The 14,598-nt window shown below is 72.4% G+C and carries 16 protein-coding genes; 1 reads left to right on the forward strand and 15 read right to left on the reverse strand.

Annotated elements, in window-relative coordinates; all coding sequences use genetic code 11:
* Positions 1-35 precede the first annotated feature (35 nt).
* Positions 36-440, forward strand: a complete 405-nt coding sequence (locus IF17_RS0111835; RefSeq protein ID WP_030564930.1) for a GntR family transcriptional regulator — start codon at positions 36-38, stop codon at positions 438-440.
* Positions 441-480: 40 nt separating this feature from the next.
* Here IF17_RS0111835 and IF17_RS0111840 read toward each other — a convergent pair whose 3' ends face one another.
* The 15 genes from IF17_RS0111840 to IF17_RS0111910 form a co-directional block, all read right to left on the reverse strand.
* Positions 481-2,652 carry a serine/threonine-protein kinase gene (locus tag IF17_RS0111840; protein WP_030564932.1) on the reverse strand — a complete coding sequence of 724 codons (2,172 nt, stop codon included), beginning with the start codon at positions 2,650-2,652 and terminating at the stop codon, positions 481-483.
* 107 nt (positions 2,653-2,759) lie between these two features.
* Positions 2,760-3,359 (reverse strand): 4'-phosphopantetheinyl transferase family protein, encoded by a 600-nt coding sequence (locus tag IF17_RS0111845; protein WP_051883962.1) that lies wholly within the window; start codon positions 3,357-3,359, stop codon positions 2,760-2,762.
* 47 nt (positions 3,360-3,406) lie between these two features.
* Complete coding sequence (locus IF17_RS0111850; RefSeq protein WP_237667098.1) at positions 3,407-4,708, reverse strand: MFS transporter; 1,302 nt, start codon at positions 4,706-4,708, stop codon at positions 3,407-3,409.
* A 69-nt stretch (positions 4,709-4,777) separates the two neighbouring features.
* A complete protein-coding gene (locus IF17_RS0111855; protein WP_030564938.1) occupies positions 4,778-5,821 on the reverse strand; it encodes a polysaccharide deacetylase family protein in 1,044 nt (347 codons plus the stop codon).
* On the reverse strand, positions 5,818-7,191 hold the full coding sequence (locus tag IF17_RS0111860) for a condensation domain-containing protein (RefSeq protein WP_030564940.1): 1,374 nt from the start codon (positions 7,189-7,191) through the stop codon (positions 5,818-5,820). The genes IF17_RS0111855 and IF17_RS0111860 overlap by 4 nt, the downstream gene beginning before the upstream one ends.
* Positions 7,192-7,271: 80 nt before the next feature.
* Entirely contained in the window at positions 7,272-8,081 is an 810-nt protein-coding gene (locus tag IF17_RS0111865) for a hypothetical protein (RefSeq protein ID WP_030564941.1), read from the reverse strand.
* Positions 8,078-8,359, reverse strand: coding sequence for an acyl carrier protein (locus IF17_RS0111870; RefSeq protein ID WP_030564943.1), 282 nt, complete (start codon positions 8,357-8,359; stop codon positions 8,078-8,080). Before IF17_RS0111870 ends, IF17_RS0111865 begins: the two co-directional genes overlap by 4 nt.
* A complete protein-coding gene (locus IF17_RS0111875; RefSeq protein ID WP_179115505.1) occupies positions 8,359-9,366 on the reverse strand; it encodes a 3-oxoacyl-[acyl-carrier-protein] synthase III C-terminal domain-containing protein in 1,008 nt (335 codons plus the stop codon). Before IF17_RS0111875 ends, IF17_RS0111870 begins: the two co-directional genes overlap by 1 nt.
* Entirely contained in the window at positions 9,366-10,190 is an 825-nt protein-coding gene (locus IF17_RS0111880) for a class I SAM-dependent methyltransferase (protein WP_030564947.1), read from the reverse strand. Before IF17_RS0111880 ends, IF17_RS0111875 begins: the two co-directional genes overlap by 1 nt.
* A 39-nt stretch (positions 10,191-10,229) precedes the next feature.
* On the reverse strand, positions 10,230-10,463 hold the full coding sequence (locus IF17_RS0111885) for a phosphopantetheine-binding protein (protein WP_018514263.1): 234 nt from the start codon (positions 10,461-10,463) through the stop codon (positions 10,230-10,232).
* A 16-nt stretch (positions 10,464-10,479) separates the two neighbouring features.
* A complete protein-coding gene (locus IF17_RS0111890) occupies positions 10,480-10,905 on the reverse strand; it encodes a holo-ACP synthase (RefSeq protein WP_030564949.1) in 426 nt (141 codons plus the stop codon).
* Positions 10,902-11,828, reverse strand: a complete 927-nt coding sequence (locus tag IF17_RS0111895; RefSeq protein ID WP_030564951.1) for a class-II aminoacyl-tRNA synthetase family protein — start codon at positions 11,826-11,828, stop codon at positions 10,902-10,904. The genes IF17_RS0111890 and IF17_RS0111895 overlap by 4 nt, the downstream gene beginning before the upstream one ends.
* Positions 11,825-12,697 carry a diiron oxygenase gene (locus IF17_RS0111900; RefSeq protein WP_030564952.1) on the reverse strand — a complete coding sequence of 291 codons (873 nt, stop codon included), beginning with the start codon at positions 12,695-12,697 and terminating at the stop codon, positions 11,825-11,827. Before IF17_RS0111900 ends, IF17_RS0111895 begins: the two co-directional genes overlap by 4 nt.
* A gap of 238 nt (positions 12,698-12,935) precedes the next feature.
* Positions 12,936-13,562, reverse strand: coding sequence for a pyridoxamine 5'-phosphate oxidase family protein (locus tag IF17_RS0111905; RefSeq protein ID WP_030564954.1), 627 nt, complete (start codon positions 13,560-13,562; stop codon positions 12,936-12,938).
* Entirely contained in the window at positions 13,559-14,587 is a 1,029-nt protein-coding gene (locus IF17_RS0111910; protein WP_030564956.1) for a LuxR C-terminal-related transcriptional regulator, read from the reverse strand. The genes IF17_RS0111905 and IF17_RS0111910 overlap by 4 nt, the downstream gene beginning before the upstream one ends.
* Positions 14,588-14,598: the final 11 nt, after the last annotated feature.

The following is a 14,598-nucleotide window of genomic DNA, read 5'->3' on the forward strand; positions in this document are numbered from 1 at the left end:
ATCCCCTACGTAAAGTGTCGGCAAACGAGCGGAAGGTGAAGTCCGTGGTCGTGTTCCGCATCGACCGGCGCAGCGGGGTGGCGACGTACCTCCAGATCGTGCGCCAGGTCGAGCAGGCGCTGCGCATGGGGGCCCTGGAGGAGGGTGACCGGCTGCCCACCGCGGCCCAGGTCGCCGCCACGACCAAGGTCAACCCGAACACCACGCTCAAGGCCTACCGCGAGCTGGAGCGGGCGGGGCTGGCCGAGGTGCGGCAGGGGGCGGGCACGTTCATCACCCGTTCCCTCGCCCAGCCCCAGTCCGGCCCCGACTCGCCGCTCCGCGCGTCCCTGACCGCGTGGATGGACCAGGCACGCACGGAAGGGCTCACGGCCCAGGACGTGACGGCCCTGTTCCACTCGGCGTTCGAGACCGCGTACCCGGGCGAGGCGCCGGGCTGAGGCGCCCTTCAGTGCCTCCAACGGCCTTTGCCGGCCGGTGTCAGGCCCGGTTGTAGCGGTAGCCGCTGCCGTGGGCGGGGCCGACGTCGTGCAGGATGCCGGACCCGTCGACGGCGAAGAACGAGGGGTCGGTGTCGCGGCACATCCCGGTGGAACGCGCCTTGTCCACGGTGGCGGTACCCACGTTGATCCGCTTCCCGCCGTTCGTCACGGAGGACAGTGTCGCCGCGTACTCGCAGTGCCCCGTGCCCTGTACGTCGGCGACGAGGGTCACCGCCACCTGTCCCGGGGAGACCCGGCGGATGACCACGGTGTGGGGCTGGAGGGCGTACTGCGACGCGATGGACCAGGTCCCGACGAAGTGCTGCGGTACGCGGTTGTCCGCGGCCGGGGGGTCGGGGTCCGGGGCGGGCGGCTCCGGGTCGGTTCCGGAGCCGGAGCCCGAGCTGGATCCGGAGCTGGATCCGGAGCTGGAGCCCGTACCGGAGCCGCCGTTGTCGGAGGAGCCGGAGCCGGGCTGGGTGCCGCCGCCACTGCCACCGGATGAGGAGGACGCCGAGCCGCCTGATCCGGAGCCGCTGCCCCCGGGGACGGCTGCTCCGCCGGAGCCGGAGCCGGCGGCCTCACCTGCGCCTGCGTCGCCGCCCTTGCCCTTCTCCTCCTCCTGGCCCTTGCCGTCCTTGCCCTTGTCCTTCGGCTTCTCCTCGTTCCCGTCCTTGCCGGTGGGGCCTGCGGAGGGTGCGGTGGAGGGGCCGTCGCCGGTTCCGGAGGGCGCGGCCGCGTCGCTGTCGCGGGCGTCCGTGGGGGCGCCGGGGCCGTGCTGGAGGAAGGCGACGGTGGAGCCGGTGGCCAGCACGGCGAGGACCGCCGCCGCCACGACCCAGGTACGCCGACGCCGGCGCGGGGCCTTTCCGCCGGGCTCGCCTGCCGAGACGACGAGGGCGGGCGGTGGCGTGGCTCCCGGGGCGGGTGTCGGTTCCGGTGCGGGAGTGGGAGCGGGGTCCGGTGCAGGTGCGGGAGCGGGGTCCGGTGCGGGAGCGGGCGCCGCCTCCGGTGCCGGTGCCGGTGCCACTGCCGGTTCCGGTGCCACTGCCGGTTCCGGTGCCACTGCCGGTTCCGGTGCCACTTCCGGTGCCGCTTCAGGCTCCGTTGCGGGTTCCGGTGCCGCTTCCGCCTCCGTCACGGGTACGCGTACGGGCCCCGCTTCAGCCCCCGGTACGGGCACAGCCTCAGCCGCCTCCGGCACATCCGCGTCCAGCAGCACCGCCGCCTGCCGCGCCAGCCGGGCCAGGAGCTGCGGCGGCAGCCACGCCCCGCCGCGCAGGGCGGCGCCCGGGCTCTCCGACGTACCGGCGCCCGCCAACAGCGCTCCCACGCCCGGCCGTTCGGCGGGTTTCTTGGTCAGGCAGCGCCCGATCAGCTCCCGCAATGCCGCGTCCCCCACCTGGCTGAGGTCTGGTGCGGACTCGACGATGCGGTACATCACGGCGTGCTGGTTGCTCGCCCCGTTCCCGAACGGCAGCTGCCCCGTGGCCGCGTACATCAGGACGCAGCCGAGCGCGAAGACGTCCGCCCCCGTACCGGTCTCCTCGCCGAGGATCTGCTCGGGCGCCATGAAGCCGGGTGAGCCGATGACCATGCCGGTGCTCGTCAGCAGCGACTCGACCGAGACCTGGAGCGCGCGGGCGATGCCGAAGTCGATGACGCGGGGGCCGTCGACGGTGAGCAGGACGTTGGACGGCTTCAGGTCGCGGTGCACGATTCCGGCGGCGTGGATGCCGCGCAGCGCCCGCAACAGCCCTTCGGCCAGGGCGTGTACGGACTCGGCGGGGAGCGGGCCGTGTTCCCGTACGGCCTGTTCCAGGGAGGGTCCGGGCACATAGCCGGTGGCCACCCACGGGTGGTCGGCATCGGCGTCGGCGTCCAGCACGGGGGCGGTGTAGCGGCCGCCGACGCAACGGGCCGCCTCGATCTCGCGGCGGAAGCGGGCCCGGAACTCCCCGTTGGAGATGTGCTCCTCGTGGACGACCTTCACCGCGACCGTACGGCCCCCCGCCGACCGGGCCAGATAGACCCGGCCCATGCCGCCCGCCCCCAGCCGGCCGAGCAGCGGATAGGGCCCGATCCGTTCCGGATCACCGGCCACGAGGGGGCGTATGCCCTCCATGGCCGTGTAGCGCTCGCCGTCGTGCTGTTCCCTGCCGCCGCTCATGCTGACCCGATCCCCCGATGGCCCGTACCTCTGCGGTCGCCCGCGCTCGGCTCAGGATAGAAGCCCTGTCTGCCGGGCAGCGCGGCCGGGGCAGGTGGCAGCACGGCTCAACTGGTCGTCGGCAGGCTCGCGTTCCAGGCGCAGCCGACCGGGAACGGCTCCCCGTCGCGCGGGGCGCACCAGCTCACCCGCCCCCAGTCACCCGCCTGTTGGCCGAGGTTCACCGGCACGTTCCACGGGCGGCCGGAGAGTCCCCGCCCGACGGCTTTCACACACGCCTCCTGGACCGTGAAGATCCAGGCGAACTCGCGTCTGCGCCGGGCCTCCGGCATGCCCGCGAGCGCCTCCGCGTCGGCCGGCGAACAGCACAGTCCCAGCAGCCGGTCGGAGACGTAGGAAGGGGCCTGCACGTCGACGCCGACCGCACAGCCCCGGCCGACCGCCGCCGCGACCCGGCCGGAGGAGTGCGAGAGGCTCACGCCCAGATCCGGCCGGCCGGGCAGGTACGGCCGGCCGCTCGGGTGGGCGGCGACCGGCCCGCCCGACACGTCCTCGCCGATCTCCCGCAGCAGGGCGCGCAGCAGCGTCCGCGAAGCGGCGTACTCCTCCGCACGCCACGGCGGCAGCCGCGATGCCGCCGCCCGGTCCCTCTCCGCGACGGGCAGCGCGGCCAGCACCTCCTCGCTCCGGCCGACCACGTAGTGCACGCCTTCAGCAGCCGTACGCCGGCGGAGCGGCCCGGGTCCGACGGTGTTCAGAGCCGGTCCGGCACCCGGCGCAGTTCGCGGATCGGGCGGGCGATGAGGAGCGCGGAGGCGGTGAGGAAGGAGACCACGACGCCCACCATGAGCACCGTCTTCGTGGAGAACAGGCCGACCGCCGGGCCGGCCAGCGCGCTGCCGATGGGGTACATGCCGACGGAGCCCGCGACCTCGTACGCGTGGATGCGGTTGAGCATCTCGCCGGGCACCTGGGTCTGCACGCTGGTCGACCACATGACGCCCCAGATGCCGATGCCGGTCCCGACCGCGACCTGGGCGGCGATGAGCATCCAGACCGGCCAGCCGAGCACGATGCCGAGCGGGTACAGCGGGTACGCCATCATCGCCACGGCCCCTGCGGCGAGCGGCCGTTCGGGCTTGTAGCGGATGGCCAGCAGGCCGCCGATGATGGTTCCGGCGCCCAGCGCGGCGTTGACCAGGCCGAAGGCGCGCGCGCCGTGCTCGGGGACGATGACCCCGGCGGCCAGGGAGAGTTGGGGGCCCCAGGCGAGCACCGCGTAGAACATCCAGATCACGATGACGCCCCAGAGCCAGCTGCGGGACCAGAACTCCCGCCAGCCGACCGCCAGGTTGTGCCACATCGACTCACCGGCCGGCGGGGCGGGCACCACGCCGAGCTTGAGCACGAACAGGCACAGCGCGCTGGTCCCGTAGGCGACGGCGGAGATCACCATCACCCAGCCGGTGGAGCCGAACCCGACCAGGGTTCCGGCCAGCGCCGGGCCGCCGAGACCGGTGATCGCCTCCGAGGTGCGCAGGATGCCGTTGGCGCCCTGCACGTCCCGCGAGACCAGCGGGACGGTGGAGGCGGCACCGGGCTGGAAGAGCGCGTTGGCGGTACCGGCGACCACCAGCAGCGAGTACAGCTGCCAGAGGTGGTCGATGCCGTGGATGAACAGGAGGGCCAGCAGGACGTGGGCGACCAGGTTGGCCAGGTCGGCGAGGATCATCATCCGGCGGGCGGTGAACCGGTCGGCCAGCACCCCGCCGAACAGCACCAGGCCGGCGAACGGGGCGACCAGGAAGGCCATCGAGTAGCCCGCGGTCTCCAGGCCGTACCCGTCGATGAGCAGACCGGCGGCGACGGCGACCGGCAGCATGGCCCAGCTGAGCAGACCCGCGCTGCGGCCGACGAAGTAGAACTTGAAGTTACGGGACCAGATCGCCGGCTCCCCCGCCGACGGGCCCCCGCCGGACCCGCTCGGCCCGCCGGGTCCGTCCTTGGGCGGCGTCGGCGGTGGCGGGGGTGATTCCGCCGCGGCGTGCTCTGCCAAGCGCTCTTCCATAGCCGTTCAAATCCTTCGGTCGTTGATCGGTGACTTCGTGGTGGGGGAGGGGCGTGTTCAGGTGCTGTCGGGCGTCGCCGCCAACTCCCCCACCGGGACCAGCTGCAGGCCGCGCTCCAGCAGGCCCTCGATGATCGACGGGAGGGCCTGTACGGTCTGGGCGCGGTCGCCGGCGCCCTCGTGCATCAGCACCACCGAGCCCGGCCCGGCGCCCTCCAGGACGGTCGCGGCGATCTGCTCGGGCCCCGGCCTCGACCAGTCGCGGGCGTCGACGTCCCACATGGTCAGGGTGGTCGGGTAGCCGCCGAGGGTGGCCAGCACCTCGGGGGTCAGGGCCCCGTACGGCGGCCGGAACCACGCCGGGGCCGCGCCCGTCACGCGGGCCAGCTCCTCCCCCGTGCGGTCGAGCTGCTCGCGCAACTGCTCCGGCGTCAGGTCGGGCAGGAACGGGTGCGACCAGGAGTGGTTGCCCACCTCGTGCCCGGCCGCGGCGATCTGGCGTACCTCGTCGGGCAGCGCCGCGACATGGTGGCCGACACAGAAGAACGTCGCGCGGGCCCCGTACCGCCCCAGGATCTCCACCACCTGGCGGGTGAACACCGGGTCGGGTCCGTCGTCGAAGGTGAGCGCCACCCGCGGGTCGTCCCGGCGGCCGTGGTCGAAGCAGCGCCCGGCCGCCGTGAGCGCCGCCCGGGCCGGTTCGCCGCGCTCGACGCCCTCGAAGTACTCATCGGCGCGGCCGGTCAGCGTGCCGCCCTCGGCGGTCACCCTGGCCAGCGCGCCGGGCGCGGTCCGGGCCTGCTCCGCGAGCTGTACGGCGGTGACGGAGCCAAAGTCCGGGCGCGGCGGAAGCAGCCAGGGGTCCGCCCGGTACACCTCCAGCCCGGCCGCCGTCATCGGGCCGTCGAGCAGCCCGTTGGTGCTGTCCAGGACGACGGCCGGAACCTCACCGTCGCCGAAGCCCTCCAGCCAGCCGATGAGCTCGGCGACCCGGTCGCCGCTCCAGCTGCTCGGCTCGGCCACCCGGCGTCCCGCGTCGTCCAGGACCTCGACCCGGTAGCCCGCCGCCGTCCAGGCGATCCCCGCGTACCGCTTGCTCATCGGCCCTCCAGCGCGATCGCCCTGGCCACGATGTGCCGCTCGGCCCCCCGGAGGAACTGCTCCATCCCCGTACGGCTGATGACGGCCGGGTCGGCGGTCATCGCCAGGTCCAGGGCGCCCGGGGCGGTCAGCGCGTCCACCGCGATCGAGACGTTCCTGCGGGGCAGGAACTCGGTCGGCCAGCTCAGCTCGGTCCGGTCGGTCAGCTCGCTCAGCGGGACGTCCGGCCGCTCCACGGTGTCGAACGGGGTGACGGCCGGGTCGCGGGTGTCGTTCCACCAGTACGAGTGGTCGGCGGCCGCCTCCTTCTCGACCAGGCCCGCCACCTCGCGGTCCAGCGCCCACTTGTCGTACGCGGCATGGCGGAAGGCGCTGAACGCGACCGACCGCGTCCGCCGCACCGCGTCCTCGAAGTCCCGGTCCGCGTCGGTGAGCCGGAACAGGGCCTCCTGCGCCACCGTGGAGACCACCGCGGCGGCGGCCGGCTGGAACCGGTTGCCCACCACCACCTGGAAGATTACGTCGCTGCTCCCCGACGACAGGGCCAGCTGGTGGGAGACCGCGCCCAGCAGCACGGCGGCATCGCTCACCCCCAGCTCCTCGGCCACCCGCCCGACGGCCACCGCCAGCACGGGCGAGCGCAGCAGGGCGCCCGGAAAGCGGCGGGTCGGGTCGTCCGCGAGCTCGGGGGCGGCGGGGTTCCGGAAGATCTGCCGGGGGCCGGCCGCCAGCTGCTCGGTCCAGTAGCGGCGGGCCGCCTCGTCCCGGCGGCGGCCGAGTGGGGACGCCTGGACCTCCGCGGCCTCCAGGGGCTGGAGGGCGGAGCGGGATGCGCGGAGCGACGCGGCGGTCGCCCCCGCCTGGACCGACTCCAGGTCGCGGAGCAGCCGGCCGAGGCCCCAGTAGTCCATCCCGGTGTGCGCGCCGACCAGCACCAGCCGGTGGACCAGGCCCCCGCTCTCCACCAGGCCGACCCGCAGGGGCCACTCCCGCGTGTGGTCGAAGGCGCGCCCGCCCAGCTCCGCGAGCAGGGCGGCGCCCACCTCCTGGACCTGCTCGGGCGCGCTCGTACGGAGCTCGACGGGCAGCTCACCGCTGCCGTCCACCACCTGCTCCAGACCGTCCTCCCCCTGGGGAAGGAAGCGGGTGTGCAGGCTGTCGTGGAGCAGGAGCAGCTCCTTGATGTCCGCGAGCACGCGAGGGACCGGGCGGGGCGGGGAGACCGGGAGCGCGACCGGCAGGTTGTAGCGGGGGGCGTCGTCGCCGAGCCGGGAGACGACCCCCCAGATCGCCCGCTGCCCCCAGGTCGCCGGGCCGCTCCCGGCTCTCGCGGAGTCCAGCCTGATGGTCCGGTCCTCGGCCGTCGTCATCGTGTTCCCGCCTTCCCTTCCCTTGCTCGGTCCGATGTGTGTAGTTCTCTCCGCAGTGCTCTCTGCGGTCTTCTGGCGCCCTAGCCGCCGGTGGCGGCGAAGAGCGCCACATGGCTGCGGCCGGAGCGCGGGTCCGTGTCGCACAGCACGATCCGCCGGAAGTCCCGCTGCCACTCCTGCCAGTGGTCGGCCAGCTCCAGCCAGAGGCTGGTGCAGTAGCTGCCCGGGGCCACCCGGTGCACCGCCCCGTGGTCCGGGACGTCCTCGGTGACCCAGGGCCCGAGGACCAGCAGCGTCCCGTCCTCCCCGAGCTCGCGCCCCAGGGCGGCCGCCGCCGAACCGGCCGCGTGCGCGCGGACGAAGCCCAGCCCCTCCCCGGTGGAGGCCCCGAGGACCAGGGCCGCCGCCGAGTCGGTCAGTGAGGTCTCGCGCGGGAGCGGCAGCGGGAACGGCGTCGGCAGGGTCGTCTGCTCCAGCACCGCGATCACCACCTCCGCCGCCCGCCCCGAGCGGTGGTACGCCGAGGCGATCCGCAGCGCGGTGAAGGGCGCGGCCAGACCTTGCTGGCCGATCGCGAAGTTGACCGCCCGGCCGCCGAGTTGCTCCGTCAGGTGCGGGGCGACGGCGGTGAACGGCACCACGTCCGGGAGGGCGTGGGCGACGATCGCCAGCTCCGGCCGGCTCCGGCCGACGCCCCCGTCGGCGACGAGCAGGTCCACGAGGTCGCGGTGGTGGACGTGCGGCCCCCGGCTCAGCAGCTCCTCGTCCGGCTTCTCCCCGAAAGGGGTGAGCAGGTCGCGGAAGTAGTCGAGGGCGGCCGGAACGCCCTCCGGCACCCGCCCCCGCGGTGAGCGCACCGATGCGGCGGCGCGGACGACGAGCCCGCTCATGAGGTCCCCTCCTCCTTGTGGATCTCTTCCTTGCGGATCGCGGCCTCGACGTAGTCGGCGAAGGACCCGAGGGTCCGCAGGTCGTCGATGTCGAGCCCCTCCGGGTCGACCGAGATCCCGGTCGCCTCCTCGACGCTCATCAGCATCCCCAGCACGGCGAGGGAGGTGAGCTGGAGCTCGTCGAAGAGCGCGGTCTTCTCCGTGAGCCCGCTGACCGGCCGCTCCAGCACCTCGCTGAGCGCCCTCTCGATGGTCAGCACGAGTTCCTGACGTTCCATCAGGCACCGCCTCCCGCACGGTGGGTGATCACCATCGCGCCGAAGGTGGCGCCCAGGCCGACGGAGACCAGCAGATAGTGGGCGCCGTCGACCAGGCGGCCCGCGTCCCGCAGGGTGGTGTAGTTGACGAAGACGTCGGAGGCGTAGGTGTGGCTGAAGCGCGGGACGTTGTCCAGGAACACCTTCTCCGGCTCCACCTCCAGCTCCTTGATGGTCTGCCGCCAGGCCAGCTTGTTGACGTTGTGCGGGATCACCAGGTCGACCTCGTCGAGGCTCAACCCGGCGTCCTTCAGGGCCTCGTGGATGACGTCGGCGATCCGCCGGCCGTACTGCTCCCCGAACTCGGTGTTCTGCTCGGGGGTCAGCTCCAGCCACTGGGCGTACTCGCCGAGGGTCCGGATGGCGAAGGACCGCACCACGTCGCCCTCGCCGTCGAGGGTGATCAGGCAGGAGGCCGCGGCATCGGCCATGATCGAGGTGTTGGGGATGTGCTGGACCATCGGCGAGTACGCCTGTTCGCCGGTGACCATCAGGGCGTACGCGCCCTCCTCCCCCTCCGCACGCAGCAGTTCACCGAGCACCTCGATGGCGCCCAGACTGCTGACGCACGCCTGGTGACTGAAACCGAAGGCCTCGGCGTCGGGGAGACCGAGGTCCTCCCCGACCACCTGGGCGATGTCCACGTCGGGCGGGGCCACCGCCTGGGTGGTGTGCGCGTACGCCAGGTAGCCGACCCGGCCGCCCTCGGGCAGCGCGGCCAGGGCGGAGCGGGCGGCGGGCCGCAGCAGGTCGAGCAGCGGGAGCTCGGGGTCGAAGCGGAGGGTGTCCAGGCCGTAGAACTTGCGGAACACCCCGAGCTGGGCCCGGTGCAGGCCCAGCCGCTCGCCCAGCTCCTCGATCCGTACGCTGCGCTCGGGCACGTACGACTCGATGCGCTCCAACGTGATCCGGCGTTCCGGGGCCGGGGAGCCGTCCGTCGAGGGCCGGTCGGTGGTCGCGTGCCCCATCAGCCCGTCACGACCTCGGCGCGGATCAGCCACAGCCGGTTGGCGCCGCGACGCCCCCGCGGCTGGACCTCGTACGGCCAGCGGCCCTCGCCCGCGCCGGGCTGCCCGGGCTCGCGCAGGTCGGTGGTCTTCCAGCCGTGCGCGGTCAGGAACTCCTCGGGCTCGTCGGTGCCGAAGAGCCAGGGCGTGTCGTCGGCCGCGAGCGCGTCCAGGAAGCGCTTGGAGAACGGGCTGCGCAGCATGGCGCGCCCGAGCATGTCGAAGGCCAGGTGGCTGCCGGGGGCGGAGGCGGAGGCGAGCAGCCGCAGCAGTCCGCCGGCCTGCTCCTCGGTGAGGAAGAAGGTGAGCCCCTCGGCGACCCACAGGGTCGGCCGGCCGCGGTCGAACCCGGCGGCCTCCAGATCGGGCAGCCACTCCTTCGTCAGGTCGGCGGAGACCTCGCGCCGGTCGGTGCGCGGCTCGGCGCCCAGGGCGTCGAGGCGGCGGCGCTTCTCGGCGATCAGCGGGGCGTGGTCGACCTCGTAGAGCTCGGTGCCGTCCGGCCAGTCGAGCCGGAACGCGCGGGTGTCCATGCCCGCCGCGATCAGCACCACCTGCTGGATTCCGCTCCCCGCGACGATCTCCTTGATGGCGTCGTCCAGGAACCGGGTCCGGATCGAGATGAAGGGGAGCACGCCGCCACCGACGTACCGCTCGATCAGTTCGAAGCCCCGGGGTGCGGCCAGGTCACGGGCGAGCGGGTCGACGAAGAGCGGGTCCTCCCGCTCGGACTCCTGCGCGCGGGCCGCGGCCATCCACTGGGCGGTGTACGAGACTGCATCCATGGTGAAGACCCCTCCTCGGGATCGGAAGAACCCTGGGGATCAGGCGAAGAACGCCTTCTCGATGGTGGCGAGGGTCTGGAAGTCCTCGATGTCGATGGTGTCGAAGTCGATCTCGACGCCCGCCGCGTCCTCGATGGTGTAGACGAGCTCGACGAAGGCGAGCGAGTCGACCAGCCGGCTCTCGATGAGGTCGACGTCGGCGGCGAGTTCGGTGCGCTCGGGGTGACGGCCGAGGATCCAGTCCCGGACCTTGTCGATACCTGCGGAACTCATGGCATTCCCTTCGAAGTCACTGATCCAGCGGGATGAGGTGGTCGAGCGGTGATGTGCGGGAGGTGGTGGCCGCCGCGACGGCGATCGCGAAGCCGCCGTCGTGGCTGATGCTGACGTCGATCGGGCCGAGTCCGGCGTGCTGCGCCAACTCGGCCGCCGTACCCGACAGCCGGACCCCCGGGCGGCCGCCGGGCCCGCGCAGGACCTCGATGCCCTGCCAGGGGACCGGCCGCCCGACGGCCCCGAGGAGCTTGAAGACGGCCTCCTTGGCGGCCAGCCGTCCGGCGATCCCCGCCCGGTCCGGCTCCCCGTCGGGGGTCCGGGAGGCGGCCAGTTCGTCGGCGGAGAGGAACCGCCCGAGCACCGGCCCGGCACCGGGGTCCAGCAGCTCGCCGACCCGGGCGAGCGGTACGAGGTCGACGCCGATCAGGGGCTGGCTCACGGCGTTTCTGCGGCGGTGCGTACGCCGGTGGGCGCGGCGCCGCGTACAGCGTCCGGCGCGGCCGCGCGTACGGCGCCGAGCGCGGCGTCGAGGTCCGCGTCGAAGTGCTCGGTCAGCACGGCGAGCCAGCGCTCCAGGCCGAAGGCGACACAGGAGGTGTAGGCGTGCTCGCCGGAGTCCAGCCGGATCGAGCACCGCTCACCGAAGAAGTTGCGGTGGGTGTTGACCGAGGCGATCGCCAGGTCGCCGTACTGGAACTCGTACTTCACCGGGCTGAGCTTCTGCATCAGGGCCCGCCCGCTGTCGTTCTGGAAGAACGGGTCGCCGGCCGCCTCCCGGCCCAGCTCGATGCCGAGCGCGGCGGCGAAGGCCTGGATGCGTCCGGTGAAGCGGGCCAGCACCTCCTGGGTGTGGTCGAAGCTGCCGAGCGCGACGATCTCGCGCATCTGGAAGCTGGCGAGGCGGCGCAGCCCGCTGTAGTGGTCCTCGTTGCGGAAGCAGCGGTTGACCAGGGTCACCAGCAAGTCGTCGGCGACCTGGCCGCCCTCGTGGAAGAGGTACGCGCCGTAGCAGGTGGCGTGCGGCAGCCCGTACCGCGCCTCGGTGACGGCTCCAGGGCCGAACCTCCCCTTGACTGGCCTGAACTGATCATCGGTCAGTTCAAGCGAACCGGCCACCCAGGCGAGGTGGGGGAAGTTGGTGTAGACGTCGAACTTCTCCAGGTCGGTCACCGGGAAGAGCGGCGGGGCGCTGATCTCCTCGGCGCCGTCCGCCAGGCCCCAGCCGGTGAAGATCCGGTCGAGCTCCTTGACGAGCGCGGTGGCCTGCGGGCCCAGGATGGCGAGGGCCTGCTCACCGTCGCTGCCGGTCAGCCGGGTCGGTCGCGTCGCTCCGGCCTCTCGGGTCGGTCCGGTCACCGTCATCGGATGAGTCCCGTCTTCTCCAGGAACTTGGCGGTCTTACGGAAGGTGCGGTGCTCGGCCTCGGCGCGGGCGGGCGAGTCCAGCAGGGCCCGGCGCAGCTCGTGCGGGCGCTCGATGCCGGCGTCGCGGTAGACCTGGGGGTGGTAGAGGGATTCGAAGCTGTGCCGCATGTAGCGGCGGAGGTACGTGGAGACCTCGTCCAGCTCCTGCTCGGTGGCGGTCCGCTTCAGGTCCTGGTGCAGCAGGTTGACCAGTTCGCGGCCGAAGGCGATGTGCCGGGACTCGTCCTGGTGGTGGATCCGGTTGATGCCGCGGATCGTCTCGTGCAGCCGCTCGTCCTCGGCCATCGCCGAGTTGAAGTGGTCGACCAGCTCCTCGAAGATCAGGATGCGGGCGAAGACCAGCAGGCTCTGGACCTTGTCCGAGGGCGCGGCCGTCTCCGCGCCGCCGGCGGGCTGCCGGTAGATCTTCTTGCCGTAGCGGAGGCAGAATTCGGCGAAGAACCACATGTGCTCGTTCTCCTCACCGATGAAATGGTGGAAGAACTCCGACGGCGTTTCGAAACCGGCGGTGTGGATCCGGTTGACCACCTCGACGAGCAGTTCCCGGATACCGTGGACATTGAGGCTGTAGAAATTGATGCTCTCGTGCTTGGAAAGCGTGTGGAGCTGCTCGGGAGTGAGCTTCTCGGCCCATTCCGTCCCGTAGGTGGTGGTGAGCTCGGGGCTCATCCACCACATGTCCTCGGGGAGCTGTTCCGGCCACTCGAAGAGCCGGTAGGGGTTGTAGTAGTCATCGATCGACTTGGTGGCGAGCCGGTCCAGGATTCCCCGAAACCGGTCGTTCCGGTCGATCACTTCGCTGACCATCGAGTGATTCCTCCGTTCGCTTCGAGGGCTCGTTGCTGAATCCAGATTAGGAATCCGGGCAGGAGTTCCTCAATGCCCGGAACCGGCTGCCGATTTCGGCCAGTGGGCCGTTCGGTTCTGGTCAGGGATTTCCCTCGCGGAGGTGCTGGATGGCCGGATCCGGCTGCCGTTTCCGGACAGCCGGCGAAAGGCGGGGGCTACAGCCGGGGCCTACAGCCAGGGCCTACGGCCGAGGCGGCTACGGCCGGCCGGCGAGTTCCGCGCGCAGGGCGGCGTTCTCCTCCTCCAGCCGCGCGAGGCGCTCGTGGAGCGGGGCCAGCGCCTCGGAGACCTCCTGCTGGCTGAAGCGCGGCGTGATGTGGTTGGGGCAGTTCCAGGCGTACGCCTCGACCCGGACGGTCATGATCTGTTCGACCCGGCCCTCGGTACGCGGCGACTCCAGCCGCTCGGCGAGCGCGAGGTTCTCGTCGACCGGTACGGCGGTGGCGTGGCCGAACACCTTGAGGCGGGCCTGCCGGGCGTGGTCGATGAAGAAGAGCGCGACCCGGTCGTCGCCGCGCACATTGCCGGTGGTGACGTACTGCCGGTTGCCCCGGACGTCCAGGAAGGCGAGCGTGTACGGGTCCAGCACATGGACGAACCCCTGCGGCCCGCCCTTGAACTGGATGTACGGCCAGCCGGTCTCGCCCACGCTGGCGAACAGGAAGCCGTCGAGGCTCCGGATGAAGTCGGCCGACCGCGCGTCCAGCGGATCGGGCTCCTCCACCTGCTCCCGCAGCCGCCGCCCGGCCGCCGTGGCGCTGCCCATCTCCTGCTGCACCTGACGGACCGTCGTGGTCTGCGCGAGTTGGTTGAAGCGGCTCATGCGGCACTCCTCAGGGCCAGGTCGACCAGGCCGGTACGGGCGGCCAGCACGCCGGCCTGGAAGCGGCTGCTGGCGGACAGGTCCTGCATGATCGTGGCGACATGGCGGCGCAGCGTCCGCTCGGACATGCCGACCCGGCGCGCGATGACCTCGTCCTTGGCGCCGGAGGCCAGCAGGGAGAGCAGGGTGGCCTTCAGCTCCTCCATGGTCCCGGCGTAACCGGCCGCGCCGGAGTCGAAGTCGACGGCGGACTCCCAGATACGGGCGTGCAGCCCGGCCAGGAAGGCCGCGACCGTACTCTCGTAGACGACGGCGATCTCGCCGTCCTCGCCGGACGGGATGAAGGCGGTCTTCCGGTCGAAGACCAGGAAGCGGTCGCTCACCTCCTTGGTGGTGCGCACCTGACCGCCCGCGGGCAGGAGTTCGCCGAGGTGGGCGCGGGTGCCCGAGTCGCCGCGGGCGGTGTGGGGGTAGAGGATCCGCCCGTGCGCGCCGCGCCGCAGCGCCTCCAGCACCAGCGGGCGGGCCAGCCGCAGTTCGCGGGTCTCGCGGGCCACGCAGGGCTGCATGACCAGGACCTCGGTGGTGCAGCTCTGGGCGGCCTCCAGCAGCCGCAGCTCGATCTCGTCCTGGTCGCCGGTGATCACCACCGGTTCGGCGCGAGTTCGGGACTGTCTCTCGAACGCCGCCGCGAAGGCGCTCAACTGCCCCTTGAATCCGGCGAGCCGGTGACGGCTGTCGAGGATCTCCCGCTCCAGGGGGACCAGCAGCTCCATCTGGGCCGCCTCCGGGCTGACCGCCACCAGCCGGTCCGCCCTGCTCTCCGCCGGCTTGACCAGCCGCAGTTCGCGCAGCACGCCGACCGCGTGCTCGGCGTACCGCGGCGGGGCGCCCAGCTCCTCGGCGATCCGCAACGGGTCGAACTCACCTCTGTCTATGGCACGTTCGTAGAAGGCGACGGCGAACTCGAGGAGCTCTGCCGCCCATTGAGCTCCTTGCTGCGGGGCCTGTGCCACGAAGTGCATCGTTACCTCAT

It is taken from the genome of Streptomyces cyaneofuscatus, from assembly GCF_000718135.1.
Classification (GTDB): domain Bacteria; phylum Actinomycetota; class Actinomycetes; order Streptomycetales; family Streptomycetaceae; genus Streptomyces; species Streptomyces cyaneofuscatus.

Coding starts and splice junctions, on each gene's coding strand:
- IF17_RS0111875 (WP_179115505.1), bottom strand. CDS start 9,366: ATGGGGCACGCGACCACCGACCGGCCCTCGACGGACGGCTCCCCGGCC.
- IF17_RS0111860 (WP_030564940.1), bottom strand. CDS start 7,191: ATGACGACGGCCGAGGACCGGACCATCAGGCTGGACTCCGCGAGAGCC.
- IF17_RS0111880 (WP_030564947.1), bottom strand. CDS start 10,190: ATGGATGCAGTCTCGTACACCGCCCAGTGGATGGCCGCGGCCCGCGCG.
- IF17_RS0111840 (WP_030564932.1), bottom strand. CDS start 2,652: ATGAGCGGCGGCAGGGAACAGCACGACGGCGAGCGCTACACGGCCATG.
- IF17_RS0111910 (WP_030564956.1), bottom strand. CDS start 14,587: ATGCACTTCGTGGCACAGGCCCCGCAGCAAGGAGCTCAATGGGCGGCA.
- IF17_RS0111865 (WP_030564941.1), bottom strand. CDS start 8,081: ATGAGCGGGCTCGTCGTCCGCGCCGCCGCATCGGTGCGCTCACCGCGG.
- IF17_RS0111905 (WP_030564954.1), bottom strand. CDS start 13,562: ATGAGCCGCTTCAACCAACTCGCGCAGACCACGACGGTCCGTCAGGTG.
- IF17_RS0111870 (WP_030564943.1), bottom strand. CDS start 8,359: ATGGAACGTCAGGAACTCGTGCTGACCATCGAGAGGGCGCTCAGCGAG.
- IF17_RS0111855 (WP_030564938.1), bottom strand. CDS start 5,821: ATGAGCAAGCGGTACGCGGGGATCGCCTGGACGGCGGCGGGCTACCGG.
- IF17_RS0111895 (WP_030564951.1), bottom strand. CDS start 11,828: ATGACGGTGACCGGACCGACCCGAGAGGCCGGAGCGACGCGACCGACC.
- IF17_RS0111885 (WP_018514263.1), bottom strand. CDS start 10,463: ATGAGTTCCGCAGGTATCGACAAGGTCCGGGACTGGATCCTCGGCCGT.
- IF17_RS0111900 (WP_030564952.1), bottom strand. CDS start 12,697: ATGGTCAGCGAAGTGATCGACCGGAACGACCGGTTTCGGGGAATCCTG.